The sequence below is a fragment of the Labedaea rhizosphaerae genome, assembly GCF_004362825.1.
GTDB lineage: Bacteria > Actinomycetota > Actinomycetes > Mycobacteriales > Pseudonocardiaceae > Labedaea > Labedaea rhizosphaerae.
Genome location: NZ_SNXZ01000001.1, coordinates 268377 through 285822 on the forward strand (window position 1 = coordinate 268377; position 17446 = coordinate 285822).

The 17446-nt window shown below is 69.9% G+C and carries 13 protein-coding genes; 10 read left to right on the forward strand and 3 right to left on the reverse strand.

What is annotated here, in order from left to right:
- Window positions 1-58: 58 nt before the first annotated feature.
- Window positions 59-1615, forward strand: a complete 1557-nt coding sequence (locus EV186_RS01240) for a dolichyl-phosphate-mannose--protein mannosyltransferase (protein WP_424982353.1) — start codon at window positions 59-61, stop codon at window positions 1613-1615.
- Window positions 1616-1764: 149 nt separating this feature from the next.
- Complete coding sequence (locus EV186_RS01245) at window positions 1765-2664, forward strand: DUF559 domain-containing protein (protein ID WP_243753764.1); 900 nt, start codon at window positions 1765-1767, stop codon at window positions 2662-2664.
- A gap of 98 nt (window positions 2665-2762) precedes the next feature.
- Here the strand turns inward: EV186_RS01245 and EV186_RS01250 are convergent, their stop codons facing one another.
- Window positions 2763-4637 (reverse strand): propionyl-CoA synthetase, encoded by a 1875-nt coding sequence (locus EV186_RS01250; RefSeq protein WP_133847233.1) that lies wholly within the window; start codon window positions 4635-4637, stop codon window positions 2763-2765.
- Window positions 4638-4818: 181 nt separating this feature from the next.
- On the opposite strand from EV186_RS01250, the gene EV186_RS01255 reads away from it, so the two are divergent.
- Together EV186_RS01255 and EV186_RS01260 are read left to right on the forward strand one after the other, a co-directional pair.
- Window positions 4819-6723, forward strand: coding sequence for a serine/threonine-protein kinase (locus EV186_RS01255; protein WP_133847234.1), 1905 nt, complete (start codon window positions 4819-4821; stop codon window positions 6721-6723).
- A 521-nt stretch (window positions 6724-7244) separates the two neighbouring features.
- On the forward strand, window positions 7245-8774 hold the full coding sequence (locus EV186_RS01260) for a beta-N-acetylhexosaminidase (RefSeq protein ID WP_424981811.1): 1530 nt from the start codon (window positions 7245-7247) through the stop codon (window positions 8772-8774).
- 65 nt (window positions 8775-8839) lie between these two features.
- Here EV186_RS01260 and trxA read toward each other — a convergent pair whose 3' ends face one another.
- Window positions 8840-9226, reverse strand: coding sequence for a thioredoxin (gene trxA, locus EV186_RS01265; RefSeq protein WP_133847236.1), 387 nt, complete (start codon window positions 9224-9226; stop codon window positions 8840-8842).
- Window positions 9227-9389: 163 nt separating this feature from the next.
- Between trxA and EV186_RS01270 the strand changes: the two genes are divergently transcribed.
- Window positions 9390-11030 carry a DUF885 domain-containing protein gene (locus EV186_RS01270; protein ID WP_133847237.1) on the forward strand — a complete coding sequence of 547 codons (1641 nt, stop codon included), beginning with the start codon at window positions 9390-9392 and terminating at the stop codon, window positions 11028-11030.
- 32 nt (window positions 11031-11062) lie between these two features.
- Window positions 11063-12664, forward strand: coding sequence for a DUF885 domain-containing protein (locus tag EV186_RS01275; protein WP_133848679.1), 1602 nt, complete (start codon window positions 11063-11065; stop codon window positions 12662-12664).
- 159 nt (window positions 12665-12823) lie between these two features.
- Here the strand turns inward: EV186_RS01275 and EV186_RS01280 are convergent, their stop codons facing one another.
- Entirely contained in the window at window positions 12824-13645 is an 822-nt protein-coding gene (locus EV186_RS01280; RefSeq protein ID WP_133847238.1) for a putative RNA methyltransferase, read from the reverse strand.
- A 51-nt stretch (window positions 13646-13696) separates the two neighbouring features.
- On the opposite strand from EV186_RS01280, the gene EV186_RS01285 reads away from it, so the two are divergent.
- From EV186_RS01285 to EV186_RS01300, 4 genes are all read left to right on the forward strand, one after another.
- Window positions 13697-14473, forward strand: coding sequence for a DUF1684 domain-containing protein (locus EV186_RS01285; RefSeq protein WP_133847239.1), 777 nt, complete (start codon window positions 13697-13699; stop codon window positions 14471-14473).
- Between the two features lie 819 nt (window positions 14474-15292).
- On the forward strand, window positions 15293-15499 hold the full coding sequence (locus EV186_RS01290; RefSeq protein WP_133847240.1) for a DUF397 domain-containing protein: 207 nt from the start codon (window positions 15293-15295) through the stop codon (window positions 15497-15499).
- Window positions 15500-15590: 91 nt separating this feature from the next.
- A complete protein-coding gene (locus EV186_RS01295; protein WP_133847241.1) occupies window positions 15591-16556 on the forward strand; it encodes a helix-turn-helix domain-containing protein in 966 nt (321 codons plus the stop codon).
- Window positions 16553-17413, forward strand: coding sequence for an SAM-dependent methyltransferase (locus EV186_RS01300; protein WP_133847242.1), 861 nt, complete (start codon window positions 16553-16555; stop codon window positions 17411-17413). The genes EV186_RS01295 and EV186_RS01300 overlap by 4 nt, the downstream gene beginning before the upstream one ends.
- Window positions 17414-17446 lie beyond the last annotated feature (33 nt).

The window sequence follows — 17446 nt, forward strand, 5'->3', positions numbered from 1 at the left end:
GCACCGTCCCGACGCGGACCGAACACCGGGCGCTTTACCATCTGCGGTCGTGAGCGTGCTGGCTGCGGACGAGGCGAGGGCATCCGACGAATCGAATGCCGGGGCGCCGTCACCCGAGGCCGCCCGCACGGCCGCGCGGGTGATCGGCAACCCGATGCCGGCCGACCGGCTGCGTGGCTGGGTGGTCACGCTGGTCATCGGGCTCATCGGCGGGTTGGTCCGGCTGCAGAACCTCGGCTCGCCCACCGACAACGGCTCGCCCGTCTTCGACGAGAAGCACTACGTCCCGCAGGCGTGGCAGATGCTGCGCAACGGCGGCTACGAGGACAACCCCGGCTACGAGCTGACCGTCCACCCGCCGCTGGGCAAGGAGCTCATCGCCATCGGCGAGTGGCTCTTCGGCTACAACGGCTGGGGCTGGCGCTTCACCGGCGCCGTGTGCGGCACGTTGATGATCATCATGATCGTCCGGATCGCGCGGCGGTTGACCCGCTCGACGCTGCTCGGCGCGGTCGCCGGCATCCTGCTCATCTGCGACGGCGTGCTGCACCTGCAGAGCCGGACGGGGATGCTCGACATCTTCCTGGCGTTCTGGGTGCTCGTCGCGTTCGGCTTCATGCTGCTCGACCGCGACCAAGTGCGCTCACGGCTGGCCATCGCCGTCGAGGAGGGCTGGGCCACCGCGTCGCTATACGGGCCGCGGCTAGGGTTCCGATGGTACCGCTTCGCGGTGGGTGTCTCGCTCGGTCTCGCGTTGGGCACCAAGTGGTCGGGCATGTACTTCGTCGCCGGGTTTGGGCTGCTCTCGGTGATCTGGGACGCGACCGCGCGCCGCGCCGCCGGCGTGCGGCACCCGTGGCAGGGCGCGCTGCTGCGTGACGTGCTGCCCGCCCTGTGGAGTTTCATCGCCGTGGCGGTGCTGGTCTACCTGGCGTGCTGGGCGCCGTGGTTCAGCAGTGAGACCGGCATCGACCGCTACCTGGCCACCAAGACCGACCACCACGGCTGGTACGACTTCATGCCGCAGGCGTTGCGCGCGCTGTGGCAGTACTCGGGCAACGTCCTGCACTTCCACGAGACGCTGGTGACCCCGAAGGACAACCCGCACCCGTGGGAGTCCAAGCCGTGGACCTGGCCGATGGGTCTGCGACCACAGCTGTACTACTACAACGACACCGGCGCCGCGTGCGGCACCGACCACTGCATCAAGGCGACGATGTTGATCGGCACGCCCGCGATGTGGTGGCTGTCGGTGCCGATGCTGGCCTGGTCGTTGTGGAAGACGGTCTTCCGCACCGACTGGCGTTACGCCGCCGTGCTGGCCGGCTACCTGTCGGGCTACCTGCCGTGGTTCCTGAACCTCGACCGCCAGATGTACTTCTTCTACGCCACCCCGCTCGCGGCGTTCCTGGTGCTGGGCCTCGTGCTGTGCCTGGGCGAGATCGGCGGCCAACTGCGCGACGGCCTGGAACGCAGGACGACCGGCCTGCTGGTGATCTCGCTCTACGTGGGCCTGGTCGTCGCGAACTTCGTGTGGCTCTGGCCCGTCCTCAACGGCGACTCCATCACCGACACCCACTGGCAAATGGAACACTGGCTCCCCTCCTGGGACTGACCCCTCCCGCGCGTGTCCCCTCCTCCGACCCCGCGTGTCCCCTCCTCCGACCCGGTGTGTCCGCGCTTTGAGTTATCCACAGGCGGCAGGTTGTCCACAGATTCACGCGCAACGGCGGAGGAGGCGTTTCGCGGGTCCAAGGTGGAGTCATGTTCGAATTGCCTCCCGGCCTGCATGGCGCGCACCTGCGCAGCGACCTCACCTCGGCCCTTGGCCGCAAGCAAGTCCGTGACCTGATCAGCGACGGCCGGCTCGTCGCGGTGCACAGGGCGGTGCTTGTCGACCGCCGGACGATGTTGACCCTGCCGACCAAGGCGGCCGCAAGCCTGCTCGCGGCCGGCCCGACTGCCGCGCTCACGGGTCAAACCGCCGCATTGATCCACGGCTGCACAGCGGCCGACGCGGGAATCATCCACGTCCTGGTGCCCTACGCCCGCAAGGTGCACAACTTCCCGGGCACAAGAATCCACAATGGATCTCTCGATGAGGACGACGTGGTCGAGCTCGACCGGCTGCGCACCCTGGCCCTCGATCGGGTCGTCGCCGACATGCTGTGCGACGAGAACCGCGGCATGGCCCTTGCTTGTGCGGATCAGGCGCTCGGCCAGCTCGATCCTCGGTTCCGGGCGGAGTTCAAGGCCACTGTGGCCGAACGCATCATGCGGCGACGCGACTCCCGTGGCCGAAAACGCAGCGCGTTCCTGCTGGACCTGGCCACCGGCTTGCCCGAATCGCCGGCGGAGAGCCGGTTGCTGCTCGAACTCGTCGACAGCGGCCTGCCGATACCGGTCGCGCAGCACCCTGTCGTCGACCTGGACGGCTCGGTGCGGTACCGCCTCGACTTCGCCTGGCTGGAGCCCAAGATCGCCTTGGAGTACGACGGCTACGAAGCGCACGCAGGGCGCAGCGAGCGTGACGAACTGCGTGATCGCGACCTGCGGCGACGCGGTTGGCTGGTCATCCGCGCGGACGTCGACGATCTCAGGAATCCTGCCGCGGTGGTGACCCAGATCCGGGCGGCGTTCCGCGAACGCAGGTTCGTGGCCTGACCATGCGCGCCTCAAGAGGGAACACACGTGGTCAGAAGAGAGGACACACCGGGTCGGAAGAGGGGACACACCCGGCCGGAGGAGGGGACACGCGGGGGTCAGTCGGCGCGGAGGATGAGGCGCAGCGCGTCCAGGACGGAGGCGTCCTCGATGGTGGAGGGGACGGGTTCGTCTCGGCCGTCGGCGATGCCGCGCATCGTCTTGCGGAGGATCTTGCCGGAGCGGGTCTTGGGCAATCCGTCCACAACAGACACATCGCGGAACGCCGCCACGGGACCGACTTCGGCGCGCATGGCGGCGACGAGCTCCTCGCGGAGCTTCTCCTCCGAGATCTCCACACCGGCCTTGAGCACCACGAAACCGCGCGGGAGCTGACCCTTCAACGAGTCCCGCACGCCGATCACCGCACACTCGGCCACGGCGGGGTGCGCGGCGAGCACCGCCTCCATCGACCCCGTCGACAACCGGTGTCCCGCAACGTTGATCACGTCGTCGGTGCGGCCCATCACGTACACGTAACCGTCGGCGTCGACGTAGCCGCCGTCCCCGGTGAGGTAGTACCCGGGGTAGCGCGACAGGTAGGACTCGACGTACCGCTCGTCGTCGCCCCACAACGTCGGCAGGCAACCCGGCGGCAGCGGCAGCTTGATCGCGATCGCGCCTTCCTGGCCCGCGGGCAGTTCGTCGCCCGACTGGTCCAGGATGCGCACGTCGTAACCGGGGCACGGCACGCTCGGCGACCCCGCCTTGATCGGCATCGGCTCCAGACCACGCAGGTTGGCGCAGATCGGCCAGCCCGTCTCCGTCTGCCACCAGTGGTCGACCACCGGCCGGTCGAGTTCGTCCGAGGCCCACTTGTACGTCTCCGGGTCCAGTCGCTCGCCGGCCAGGAACAGCGTCTCGAACCGGGAAAGGTCGTGCCCGGCGAGCAGTTCCCCGGACGGGTCGACCTTCTTGATCGCGCGCAACGCCGTCGGCGCGGTGAACAGCGCCTTCGCGCCGTACTCGGCGATCACCCGCCAGAACGCGCCCGCGTCCGGCGTCCCGACCGGCTTTCCCTCGTACAGCACGGTTGTCGCGCCCACGATCAACGGCGCGTAGACGATGTAGGAGTGCCCGACGACCCAGCCGACGTCGGACGCGGTCCAGAAGACGTCACCGGGGTTGATGTCGTAGACGTTGCGCAGCGACCACGCCAGCGCCACCGCATGCCCGCCGTTGTCGCGCACCACGCCCTTCGGCTTGCCGGTCGTGCCCGACGTGTAGAGCACGTACAGCGGGTCGGTCGCGGCGACCGGCACGCAGTCGTGCGGCTCGGCCGACTCCATGGCCGTGTCCCAGTCGACGTCGCGCGAGCCCATCTCCGCCCGCGCTTGCGCACGCTGCAGCACGACGACGTGGCCGGGTTGGTGCGTGGTCCTGGCGAGCGCCGACTCGATGATCGGCTTGTACTCCACGACCCGGGTCGGCTCGATGCCGCACGACGCGGCCACGATCACCTTCGGCTTCGCGTCCTCGACGCGGGACGCCAGCTCGCGCGGCGCGAACCCGCCGAACACCACGGAGTGCACCGCGCCCAGCCGGGCGCACGCGAGCATGGCGATCAACGCCTGCGGCACCATCGGCATGTAGATGATCACGCGGTCGCCCGCCGCGACCCCGAGCCCGGCGAGCACGCCCGCGAACCGCGCGGTCTCGTCGCGCAGCTCGCGATAGGTGTAGGTCGCCTTCGTGCCGGTGACCGGCGAGTCGTAGATCAGCGCGTTCTGCTCGGCGCGACCGCCGTCGACGTGCCGGTCGAGCGCGTTGTGGCAGGTGTTGAGCACGCCGTCGGGGTACCAGCGGTAGATCGGCGCCGCATCGGAGTCCAAGGCCCTGGTCGGCGCGGTGGTCCAGTCGATCGCCTTGGCCGCGTCGAGCCAGAAACCCTCGGGGTCCTCGATGCTGCGCTGGTATTCCTCGCGGTAGCCCATGCTCCACCTCCGTGCTCGCGCACCCCACCTTCTCACCAAGACCCCGCCTGCGCCGCCTGTCCGACCGGGCGGTTCGGGGCCCTGGCAACCTTGTGCCCGCGAAACGCGTCTGCACACATCGGAACGACCCATGCGATGGCGCCGATCCACATAGGCTGGGAACGACAGGAGGTGGTGCCGGATGCTCGAGATCGCCGGTTCCCTGCTGTCGCTCGCGCACCGGATCTTCGGGCCCGGCCTGTGCCCTGGCGACTGGGTGTGGGGCACGATCACCGCGGGCCTGCTGCTCGGGCTGCTGCCGGTGTTCGCGGCGCTGCTGGTGTCGCTGGTGCGCAAGGGCACCGGCAACCGCTACGACGTGGTCACGCTGAGCGTGTTCGGCGTCATCGGCTTCGTCCTGGTGTTCCTGGTGCCGTGGCTGCTCGCGACCGGCGTTTCCGAGGTCTTCCGTTCGGTTTTCCGCGGCGAACGCGGTGGCCTGTCGGCCAACGAGGTCGCCAGCATGTCCGACGGGTTCTGCATGGTCGGCGACCAGCGCACCTATCTCGGCGGCGGACCGACGGTGTACGACGTGCTGTTCCACCCGTTCAGCGGGCCGCTGGTCACCTTGGTGCGGATCGGCGGGCTCGTGGTGCTGCCCGCGTTGTGCGCGCTGTTCGTGATCATCCAGGCACGCATCGCCATGCGCCGCGGTCCGAAGTGGCCCGGACGGCTGCTGTGGATCCCGTTCGTGCTGTTCGCGGTGCTGTCGGTGGCGATCGAGGCGAACGTCGCGACGTACCTGTGGCTGGGTTTCCTGCCCGCGTCGGTGCTGGGGCTGATCCCGTTGCTGGTGGTCGGCGCGCCCGCGTGGTCGACGGTCGAACGCAGCTACCAGCGTCCCGACCCCGCCGGACCGCAGCAGCCGCAGCACCCGCAATCCCTGCAACAGCACCCCGGGCAGCAAACCCACCAGCCGCCGGTCAACCGCCCGCCGATCAACCGGCTCCCCCCGCCGCCGACCCGGGTGGCCGGAATGCCGCCGCAGCAACAACAGCGACCACCGCAGCAGATGCGTCCGCCGCAGCCCCCTGCGCAGCGCCCGCCGACGCCGGTCGAGGCGCTGCTGCCGCCGTTGCGCGACCCGGTGCCGGACCGGACGCCGTTGGCGCAGCTGGCCAAGGACCCGGGGCCGCTGCCGTTCGCCGCCGCCTCGGCCGCCCCGCGGCCCACGGCGCCGCCCAGCGGCGGCCGGTTCCAGAAGATCCGGGCGCTCGGCCATGGCGGCTTCGGCACGGTGTGGCTGGCCAAGGACACGCACCTCAACCGCACGGTCGCGGTGAAGATGGCGCACGCCCCGGACCACGAGACCGAACAGCGCATGATGCGTGAAGCGCGCGCGCTGGCCGCCGTGCACCACCCGAACTGCGTGCGGGTCTACGACATCGTCGAGGACCAGGGCGAGCTCGGCATCGTCATGGAGTACATCGAGGGCGACCCGCTGGCCGACCTCGTCGCGCCCGGCAAGCCCCTGGACGACCTGGCCACCGCCCGGCTGTGGATGACCATGGCGGGCGCGTTGTCCGCGGCGCACGCGAGGGGCGTGCTGCACCGGGACGTGAAGCCGTCCAACATCATCCTCGACCCGGAGGGCACGGCCCACCTGATCGACTTCGGCATCGCGCGCTCGCAGGGCGATTCGACCCTGACCGCGACCGGGATGATGGTCGGCACGCCGGACTTCCTGGCCTCGGAGACCGCGGCCGGCGCCACGGCGACCCCCGCCTCGGACGCGTGGCAACTGGCGGCGACGGTGAGCTTCGCGCTGACCGGCCACCCACCGCGCGGCTCGCGGGACAACGCGATGGCGGCGTTGATGGCGGCGGCAAAGGGCGAGCCGCTCACCCACCTGCCGACCCGCAGCGCGCACCGGGCCCTGCTGATCGCCTCCCTGGACCCGATGCCGGGCCGGCGGCCGACGCTGGCCGTGGTCCAGCGGGAGATGAGCCGGTGGCTGGCCAAGAGCGGCCATGCCGAGGAAGGCCCGGTGACGTCACCGGTCGGCCGGGAGATCATCGAGCAAGCCGACCGGACGCGCCGGATCTGAACCACCCGAACGACCTGGCCTTGGGGTTCGCTCTCTTCCCGCAGCACCTGGCCCAGCCATAGGCAGCTCCGCTGTCACAGCCGCTACCGCAGCCCGCCCAACCGATGCCCGCTCAGCAGCCACCCGCCTCAGCCGCCGCCCGAAGCAGCGCCTCCGCTGCAGTCCTCCACCCAAGCCCGCTACCCCGCCGATGCCCCATCAATGCCCAACCGACGGCGTCACCCGCAGCCCACACAAGCCGACTCTCACCCATGATCAACTTCGACGCCGCGCGCAGGGCCCACCCGTCCCTGGGGGCTCCCCCTCACCCAGTCTATCGGGTTTGAGCTGGGGAAACGGTCGGCCAGTGGATCTGTGGACAACTGGGTGCCTGTGGAAAACCGCGCCCAGCCACCCAGCAGCACCCAAGCAAAACCAGGCCGAGACTCAGGGCAACCATGCCCCGATGGAGGTTGTGGTTTAGACCACTGTGGTCTAGACATTATGAGGTCCCCGCATCGGGTTCGCATGGGAGGACCCCCGTGACACCACGCATCTTCCGGCGCGCATTGGTGGCCGCCACCGCGGTGGCGCTGACCGTCACGACGACCGCCATCGCCGCACCGGACAACCACCAGCCGCCGGCCCCGGCCCGGCTCGGCGCGCTCGTGCCCGCGCCGGTCTGGTCGCAGGCCCGCCAGCACGACGACTTCAAGCTCACCCCCGGCACCAAGGTCGTGGCCACGACCAGGGACGCGAGCGGCGTCGCGGCCTACCTCGCGACCGTGCTCGGCCTGCACCCGGGCGTCGCCGACCACGGCCGCGGCAACGCCATCACGTTGCGGCTCGGCCACGACCCGCGCATCGGCACGGAGGGCTACACGCTCGACATCCGCCACGGCGGCGTCGAGCTCGCCGCCAACACCTCCGACGGTCTGTTCGAGGGCGTCCAGTCGCTGCGCCAGCTCGTACACGCCGGCACCCTGCCCGGCGGCTCGGTGCTGGACTACCCGCGCTTCGAGCACCGCGGCGCGATGCTCGACGTGGCGCGGCACTTCTTCGGTGTCGACGACGTCAAGCGCTACATCGACGAGATCGCCATGTTCAAGATCAACTACCTCCACCTGCACCTGGCCGACGACCAGGGCTGGCGGATCGAGATCAAGAGCTGGCCGAATCTCACGGCCTACGGCGCCAGCACCGAGGTCGGCGGCGGCCCGGGCGGCTACTACACGCAGGACCAGTACAAGGACCTGGTGGCCTACGCCGAATCCCGGCACATCACGATCGTGCCGGAGATCGACATGCCCGGGCACACGAACGCAGCCCTGGCGTCCTACGCGGAGCTGAACTGCGACGGCGTCGCGCCGCCGCTCTACACCGGCACCAGCGTCGGGTTCAGCTCGTTGTGCGTGGCCAAGGACATCACCTACCGGTTCCTCGACGACGTGATCCGCGAGCTGGCCTCGATCACCCCCGGCCCGTACCTGCACATCGGTGGCGACGAGGCGCACGCGACCACGCCGGCGGACTACCAGACGTTCATGCACCGCATGCTGCCGATCGTGGCCAAGTACGGCAAGATCGCGACCGGCTGGCACGAGCTGGCGAAGACCAATCCGGACCCGTCGGCGCTGCCGCAGTACTGGGGCACCGACAGCACGGACACCGACGTGGCTGCCGCGGCCGCGCGCGGCAACAAGGTCATCATGTCGCCGGCCAACAAGACCTACCTCGACATGAAGTACAACCCGAACACCCCGATCGGCCAGAAGTGGGCGGGGCTGATCGAGGAGAAGGACGCCTACGGCTGGGATCCGGGCACGTTCCTCGACGGCGTGCCGGAATCCTCGGTCCAGGGCGTTGAGGCTCCACTGTGGACCGAGACCATCGTCACGATGGCCGACATCGAGTACATGGCGTTCCCGCGGCTGCCCGCGATCGCCGAGCTGGGCTGGTCACCGTGGTCGACCCACGACTACGACGACTTCGCGCGGCGCGTCGCCGCCCAGGCACCGACCTGGGACGCGATGGGCATCAACTACTACCGCTCGCCACAAATCCCCTGGTGAACAGCCTCCTGTGACAGCACTGAGCCGCGGTGGCCGGACTCGGCCACCGCGGCTCATGCACGGTCTTACGACTGCTGCTCGGCGCCTTCGGCGGCCTGCGCCTCGGCGACCTGCTTGCGCACGTCGTCCATGTCGACCTTCTCGACCTGCGAGATCAGGTCTTCCAGGGCGGGCGCCGGGAGCGCGCCGGGCTGCGCGTAGAGCACGATGCCGTCCCGCACCGCCATCAGCGTGGGGATGGACGTGATGTTGAACGCCGCGGACAGCTCGGGGTTGGCCTCGGTGTCCACCTTGGCGAACGTGATGTCGTCGTGGGCCTCGGACGCCTTGTCGAACACCGGGGCGAACTGACGGCACGGACCGCACCAGGACGCCCAGAAGTCGACGAGAACGGTGCCACCACCGCCCACGACCTCGTTGAAGTTGTCTTTGGTGAGTTCCACCGTGGCCACCGACGGGCCTCCTTCGTCACGACTGATCGGACACCTGCTCCAACGCGCCTGCGCCCTCCAGGATTCCCGGCGCACCGTGACCTCGCAGTGTCAGCAGTGTCGATGGCCACGCCCGCGGCCAATGCCGATGACGCGGCAACCGTGTTCCAACCATGATGGGGGCATGACAGACGCTCCCACCGCCGCCGCGCTGGCCGACGACCTGCTCGACGCGCAGGCGGTCGAGATGCCCGTGGTCGCCACCTTGGTCGGCATCCCCGGGCACGACCGCGACCTGCCCGACCTCACGCTGCCCGCCCAGGCCCGCCTGCGCGAGCGCGTCACCGCGATCCTCGAGCAGGCGCGCACCAGCAGCGACGACGACCGGGTGACCCTCGGTCTCGTCGTGCACCAGGCGGAGGCGATCCTCGCCCGGCTCGACGCGCGCATGGAGGAGTTCGTCCTCGCCGACCCGATGGACGCCCAGGGCGCCAAGATGCTGTCGTTCCTGCCGCAGCTGAACATCAACGGCGAGCAGGCCGAGCAGGACTTCCTCGCCCGGCTGGCCGGGCTGCCCGCGTTCTACGAGACTCTCGCGCAGCGCCACCGCGACGGCATCGCCGGGGGCCGCGCGCCGGTGGATCGCATGGCACGCAAGGCGGTCGCGTTCGTCGACCGGTTCCTGGAGCAGGATTCGCCGTTCCCGCAGCGGCTCTGCGCCGAGCACGCCGCCGAGCGCGACCGCGTCTACACCGAGCAGGTGCGCCCGGCGCTGCGGGCCTACCGCGACGTGCTGGCCGACGAGGTGGTCGGCAAGGGCCGCGACGACGACCACCCGGGGCTCTGCCACCTCGAGGGCGGGCAGGAGGTCTACGCCGCGCTCGCCCGCATGCACACGACCACCGCGCTCACGCCGCGAGAGCTGCACGACATCGGCCTCGACGTGATCGCGAAGCTCGACGAGGAGTACCGCGAGATCGGCGGCCGGGAGTTCGGCCTGCACACCGCCGCCGAGGTGCAGGAGCGGTTGCGCACCGACCCGGCGATGCGCTGGCGCGACGCCGACGAACTGCTCACCAGCGCGCGCGCTGCAGTGGTGAGGGCGACCGAGGCGGCGAAGCAGTGGTTCAAGCGGGTGCCCAAGGCCGAGTGCGTCGTCGAACCGGTGCCGGAGGCCGACGGGCCGGTCGCCTCGGGTGCTTACTACTACCCGCCCGCGCTCGACGGCAGCAAGCCGGGCACGTTCTTCGCCAACACCTACCGCGCGGAGACCCGGGACAAGTTCATCGCCGAGTCACTCGCCTTCCACGAGGCGGTCCCGGGCCACCACTTCCAGATCGCGCTGGCGCAGGAGATGACGGACGTCCCGATGCTGCGCAGGCTCGCCGAGGTGACCGCACACGCCGAGGGCTGGGCCCTCTACGCCGAGCGGCTGGCCGACGAGATGGGCTTGTTCTCCAACGACCTGATGCGCCTGGGCATGCTCGCCGAGGACTCGATGCGGGCCGCCCGCCTGGTCGTGGACACCGGCATCCACGCGCTCGGCTGGACGCGGCAGCAGTGCGTCGACTACCTGCGGGCCCACACGGTGATGAACGAGACCGAGGTCCAGTCCGAGACCGACCGCTACATCGAGTGCCCGGGACAGGCACTGGCCTACATGGTGGGCCGCCTGGAGTTGCAGCGGATGCGCCGGGCCGCCGAGGCGAAGCTGGGCGAGAAGTTCGACGTCAAAGACTTCCACGACGTCGTGCTGAGCACCGGCCCGCTGCCCATGTCCGTGCTGGCCGACGTGGTGGCGCAGTGGGCGGAGGCACAGGCGTGACCGAACCGAGCGCGGCGGCGCTGGCCGACGACATGGTGGACGCGATCGCCGCAGAAATGCCGGTGGAGGCGACGTTCGTCGGTCTGCCGGGCCACGACCAGGAGTTGCCCGACCTCTCCCCCGAGGCCCGCAAACGCTTGCGGGATCGGGCGGTCCGCATCGGCGAGCAAGCGGCGGCCTCGACCGACCTGGACCGGCTCACCCTCGCGGTCGTGGCCCATCAGGCGGACGCCCTGCTCGCCCGCGTGGACGCGCGCACCGAGGAGTTCGTCGTCGCCGACCCGCTGATGTCCGAGGGCGCGAAGCTCCTCGCGATGCTGCCGCAGCTGGAGCCGAGCGGCGATCGGGCCGAGGAGGACTACCTCGCCCGGCTCGCGGCCGTGCCCGCGTTCTACGGCACGCTGGCCGACCGGCACCGCAACGGGCTGGCCGCCGGCCGTGCGCCGGTGGATCGCATGACCGCCAACGCGATCGGGTTCGTCGACCGGTTCCTCGCCCAGGACGCGCCCTTCGGCGCGCCGCTGACCGGTGACCGCGCCGCGCGGCGCGACCGGATCGTCGCCGAGCAGGTCCGGCCCGCCCTCGCGCGCTACCGCGACGTGCTCGAGAGCGAGGTGCGCGGCCGCGGCCGCGACGACGACCACCCCGGCCTCTGCCACCTGGACGGCGGCGAGGAGGTGTACCGGCGCCTGGCCCGCATGCACACCACGACCGACCTCACGCCCCAGCAGCTGCACGACACCGGCCGCGAGTTGATCGCGAAGCTCGCCGACGAGTACGCCGAGCTCGGCGGCCGCGAGTTCGGCCTGGGCACGGCCGCCGAAGTGCAGGACCGGCTGCGCACGGATCCCGCGCTGCGCTGGGACAACGCCGAGGAGCTGCTCGACAGCGCCCGCGCGGTGATCGCCCGCGCGACCGCGGCGGCACCTGGCTGGTTCCGCCGCACGCCCAGGGCCGACTGCGTGGTCAAGCCGGTGCCCGACGCCGACGCGCCCATCGCCGCGACCGCCTACTACATGCCGCCCGCACCGGACGGCAGCCGTCCGGGGACGTATTTCGCCAACACCTACCGGGCACAGACCCGCGACCGCTTCACCTCCGAGGCCACCGCGTTCCACGAAGGGGTGCCGGGCCACCACTTCCAGAACGCGATCGCGCAGGAGTTGTCCGACCTGCCGGTGTTGCGCACGCTTCCGTTGACCACCTCCTACGGCGAGGGATGGGCCCTCTACACCGAGCGGCTGGCCCAGGAAATGGGCCTGTATTCGAGCGATCTGATGCTGCTCGGCATGCTCGCGTGCGATTCCGTGCGCGCCGCCCGGCTCGTCGTCGACACCGGGCTGCACGCGCTGGGCTGGACCCGGCAGCAATGCGTGGATTACCTGCGCGCCAACACGGTCATGCCCGAAACGGAGATCCAGCAGGAGACCGACCGGTACATCGAGTGCCCGGGCCAGGCGCTGGCGTACATGGTCGGGCGCCTGGAGATCCAGCGGCTGCGGCGGTTCGCGGAGCAGGAGCTGGGCGCCGCTTTCGACATCAAGGATTTCCACGACGTGGTGCTGGGCGGCGGCGAACTGCCGTTGTCGGTGCTCGCGGACATCGTCGAGGAATGGGTCGCCGGGCGCGGTTAGGCGCTGTCCTGTGGATCTCGGTCGATGGGCTTCGTGATCGAGGTGGTTCCTGGCAAGGCGGCGGGAAGCCCTCGTACCGGAGGTACTCGGGCTTTCCGCCAACGCCGCCAGGGGCCGCCTCGGCGCGAAGACCGCGACCACGGATCCGCAGGACAGTGCCTACCCGGGCCGGTAGGTGAGAACCTCCACCGAGGCCGTCACGGTCATCGGCTCGGGCAGGGCGGCGATCCGCTCGGCCAGGGCGGCCTCGGCGACGTGCCACGCGCTCGGCCCCATCCCGACCACGGCGTGCACGTCCTTGCGGGACAAGGAAAGCGTGAACTCGCAGGACGTGCTGCCGTCGGGTCGCAAGTGCGGCGCCAGCTGCTGGTCGATGCGCTGCCGCTTGTCGGCGTCCACTTCGATCAGCCGCAACGCGCGCACGAGTTCACCCAGGTGCGCCCGGGTCGGCGCGACCACCACCAGCCGGCCGTCGTCGGCGAGCACCCGGCGCATCTCGCGGCCGTTGCGTGGCGCGAACACGTTGAGCACCAGCGAAATCGAGCCGGTTCGCACCGGCAGCCCCTGCCACGCGTCGCACCCGATCGCCCCGACTCGCGCGTGCGCCCGGGCCGCCCGCCGCAAGGCGAACTTCGACGCGTCCGCCGCTATGCCAACGGACTCAGGAACTCGGTCCACAAGGGACGCGAGGTAATACCCGGTGCCCGCACCGATGTCGAGCACCGCGCCATGCGCCGGCGCCACGTCTGCAAGGGACTCGACGATCGGCGTGTAGTGCCCTGCGGCCAGGAAGTCCGCGCGAGCGGCGACCATCTCCGCGGTGTCCCCCACCGGGTGCTTGCCGCCGGTGAGCAGGCTGACGTAACCCTGTTTGGCGCGGTCGAAGCTGTGCCCGTTCGCGCAGCGCAACGGACCGCCGGCGTCGGCGAGGCCGGCCGCGCAGACCGGGCAACGCAGGTAGGGCACCGCGACGTCGAGCACACGTCAACCCTAGTCACGGAATGCGAGTGCCCGCCGCGACGTTTCCCTCGCATGGACTTCAGCACGCAGTGGCAGGAGTGGCACGCCAAGCGCGAGCGGGTGCTGGCGGCACCGCACGGCTGGCTCAGCCTGGTCTCGATCGACTGGCTCGACGACGAACCACGGGCCTACCACGACCTGCCCGGTCGTTGGTGGTCCGAGGACGAGGCCGCCGTCGTCGAGGCGGACGGCGAGCTGTCCGTCGACGGTGAGCCGATCACCGGCAAGCGCCGGTTCGAGCTGGTCGAGAGCGGTCCGGGCCTGATGATCGCCGCGGGCGACCGGGTGGTGGAACTCGCCCGCCGCGGCGGTTACGTCATCCGGATCCGCGACCCGAAGTCGCCCACCCGCACCGCGTTCGAGGGTGTTCCCGCCTACGAACCGGACCCGCGCTGGCGGTTCACCGGGCGCTACCTGCCCTTCGCCGAGCCGGAGCCGGTGACGGTCGGCGCGGTGGTCGAGGGCCTGCAGCACGTCTACCAGTCGCCCGGCGTCGTCGAGTTCACCCACGACGGCCGGACCCACCGGCTGACCGCGTTCAACGGGCCGGACAAGACGACGCTGAACATCCTGTTCACCGACGAGACCAGCGGCGTGACGACCTACCCGGCGAACCGGTCGCTGAACGTCCCGGTGACCGACGACGGCGAAGCGACCCTGGATTTCACCAGGGCCACCAACCTGCCGTGCGCCTTCACGACCTTCGCGACGTGCCCGCTGCCGCCGGCGGGGAACCACCTGCCGTTCGCCGTCGAAGCCGGCGAGCTGTGGCCAAGCCCAGAAAACTGAACACTAGGGCAGGAATGAGGTCCCGGTGAGGACGGCGCCGACCCCGGCGCCCGCGGTCAGCATGGCGACCGCACCGAGGACGAGCACGGCTGCCACGAGGGCGATCCGTACCCAGGCGGGCCAGGTCGCGACCAGCCGGTCGAGCGGGGTGCCCCGTTCCGGGCTCCAGTCGTCCAGATCGTCACCGGTCGTGTACGCGGCCGACTGTTCGAGGGGCTTGCGCGGCTCGGGCGGCTCAGCCGCCCGGGGCTGGTTCTGCGGACAGTAGGCCCCGCCGACGTAAATCGTGCGCCGACCAACCCGACCGTGTGAGTCTTGCGCTAGGTCTGGATTAATCGTCGGCGCTCGTTCTATGCTCTCCATGTTGTTGCCTTTCGGATCGCAGGCCTTGCATCGCGTGGCGGCAGCGTGAGCGGCTCCCTGTGTGGCGCAGGGGGCCGCATCCGTTTCTGAGTTGCAACTAAATCTATAGCGCCGCGTGCGCCGATGAGCACCTCTCGGCGGCGGTTTCTGCGACGAACGGACCAGAGGACACGACGAGCGGCGCTGCAAGTTGCCTCTGACCTCGGATTATTCCGAAGATCAACCCCTGATCGTGTGAATCTCAAGGCTTGCCCTGGCCACCGTGATCAATCACTGGTATGGCGGCAACATTTCCGATTAATTTTCAAGATCAACTTTCGTTCAGTTGACCTGCGACGACTCGTCGGATCGGAGGCGCGCGGGGGTCCCCGGGCCGCGCGCGGGCATTGCGCAACCGATTAATCGTGCGGCACGATTAATCGGCAAGAGACAACGACTGTTCGGGGACTGGTGACGATGAACCGCGATCGGTGCGACGGCACGAACCTTCCTGAGGCCGGTTGGCGCAAGGCGGGGCGCTGCGGCCCCAACGGCGGCAACTGCGTGGAGGTCAACCGCGGCACCAGCGGGGTCGTGGGCGTGCGCGACAGCAAGAACGCGGCGGGGACGCCGTTGCTGTTCGGCCCCGGCAGCTGGGCCGCGTTCCTGGCGGTGGAACACTAGGAAAACCCGGACGTCGCCCGGCATCTTCGTGGTCCAGTTGGATAAAGTCGAGGACGCAGTACACCCGGCATGCACGTTGAGCGGAGTGTTGGTGCCCGACATCGCGACAGCAGGTCGCAGGCAACTGGCCATGGAGCGCCTCGGCGGGGAGATCCGCCTCGTCCGGGAATCCGCGGGCCTGTCGCAGAAGATGCTCGGCGACGCACTGGGCTGCACCCAAGGCAAGATCAACAAGCTGGAGGACGGCAGCAACCGGGTCAAGCTCCCGGAGCTCGAGAAGATCATCGAAGTCTGCGGCGTCGGCGAGGAGCACGCGGAGAACCTGCGCAAGCAGGCCTACGAGATCGAGGAACTGCCGAACTCGATGGCCCAGCCGAGCGTCCCGGCCTGGTTCCAGAAGTTCGCGGTGCTCGAGCCCGCCGCGTCCGCGGTGTTCAGCTGGCACACCGAGCGCCTGCCCGGCCTGTTGCAGACCGAGCACTACATGCACAAGCAGTTCTCGGCGGCCGGGGTGGCCGGCGGCGAACTGGCCCGGCACTGGCGGGCCCGGCGCAGCCGCAAGGAGATCTTCGACCTCGACCAGCCGCCCAAGTACCACTTCGTGCTGGGCGAGTCGTGCCTCTACCGCACGCCCGACGGGTTCTCCCCGTTCGTCGTCTGGGACGAGGCGCAGTACCTGGCCGAGCTGGCCGACCGCTACCCCGGTGTCGTGACGGTGCAGGTGCTGCCGTTCACCGCGCGGCTCCCGTTCGCGCCGACCGACTTCACCATCATGAGCTTCGCCGCGGGCCAGAAGCGGGACTACATCTACATCGAGCACCCCGCGGGCGGCACCGAGATCAAGGCGGAGGCCGACATCCAGCTCTTCCACCTCGCCCGGCAGCGGCTGATCGACGCCGCGCTCGACCCGGACGAGAGCCGGGAGTTCCTCAACACCGTCGTGGCGTACGCCCGTGAGCTGTCCGAGACCGACGCCGCCGCGGACTACCGCAGGCAGACCGCACCACTGATGATCCACACACTCGGCGTGGGACGCCGGAAAGGACCCTCGACGTGAGCACCGCATCGGACCCGATCCCCCCGAAGGGCGTCGACCTCGACCACCCGAGCATCGCCCGGGTGTACGACTACTTCCTCGGTGGCACGGCGAACTGGGCGATCGACCGCGAGCTCGGTGACCGGCTGATCAGCAGGGTTCCGATCATCCGCGACATCGCGGTGGCCAACCGGATGTTCCTCAACCGGGCGGTGCGCTACCTGGCGAAGGCGGGCGTGCGGCAGTTCCTGGACATCGGCTCGGGGGTGCCGACGGTCGGCAACACGCACGAGGTGGCCGACGAGATCGCGCCGGACAGCCGCGTCGTGTACGTGGACTACGAGCCGGTGGCGGTCGCGCACTCGCAGATGATCCTCGAAGAGGATGGCGACCCGCGCAGGCAGGCGGCCATCCTGGGCGACCTGCGCGAACCGGACCGGGTGTGGGAAACCGTTGCGGGACTGGGGATCCTGAACCTCGACGAGCCGGTCGCGGTGCTCATGCTGGCCGTGCTGCACGCCGCCCAGCCAGGCCCGGACGGCGAAGACGTGAGCGCCGCGTCGGTCGCGCGCTACCGCGAGCTCATGGCCCCCGGTTCCTACCTGGTGATCTCGCACGCCACCGACGACGGCGTCTCCGCGACCCGCGCCGAGGAGATGGCGGCGATCAAGATGATGTTCGACGCGTCGAGCAACGGCGTCCTGCTGCGCTCACGCCCGGAGATCAACGCGTTCATGGGCGACTTCGAACTCGTCGAGCCCGGTATGACGTGGACGCCCGACTGGCACGCGGAGGAACCGGGCGGGGGCGTCCAGCCCATCGAGATCGGCACCGGCCCCGAGTCCGCTGTCTGGGCCGGAGTAGCCCGCAAACCCTGATCGATCGATGTCGAGGACTACGTCGAACGGCGT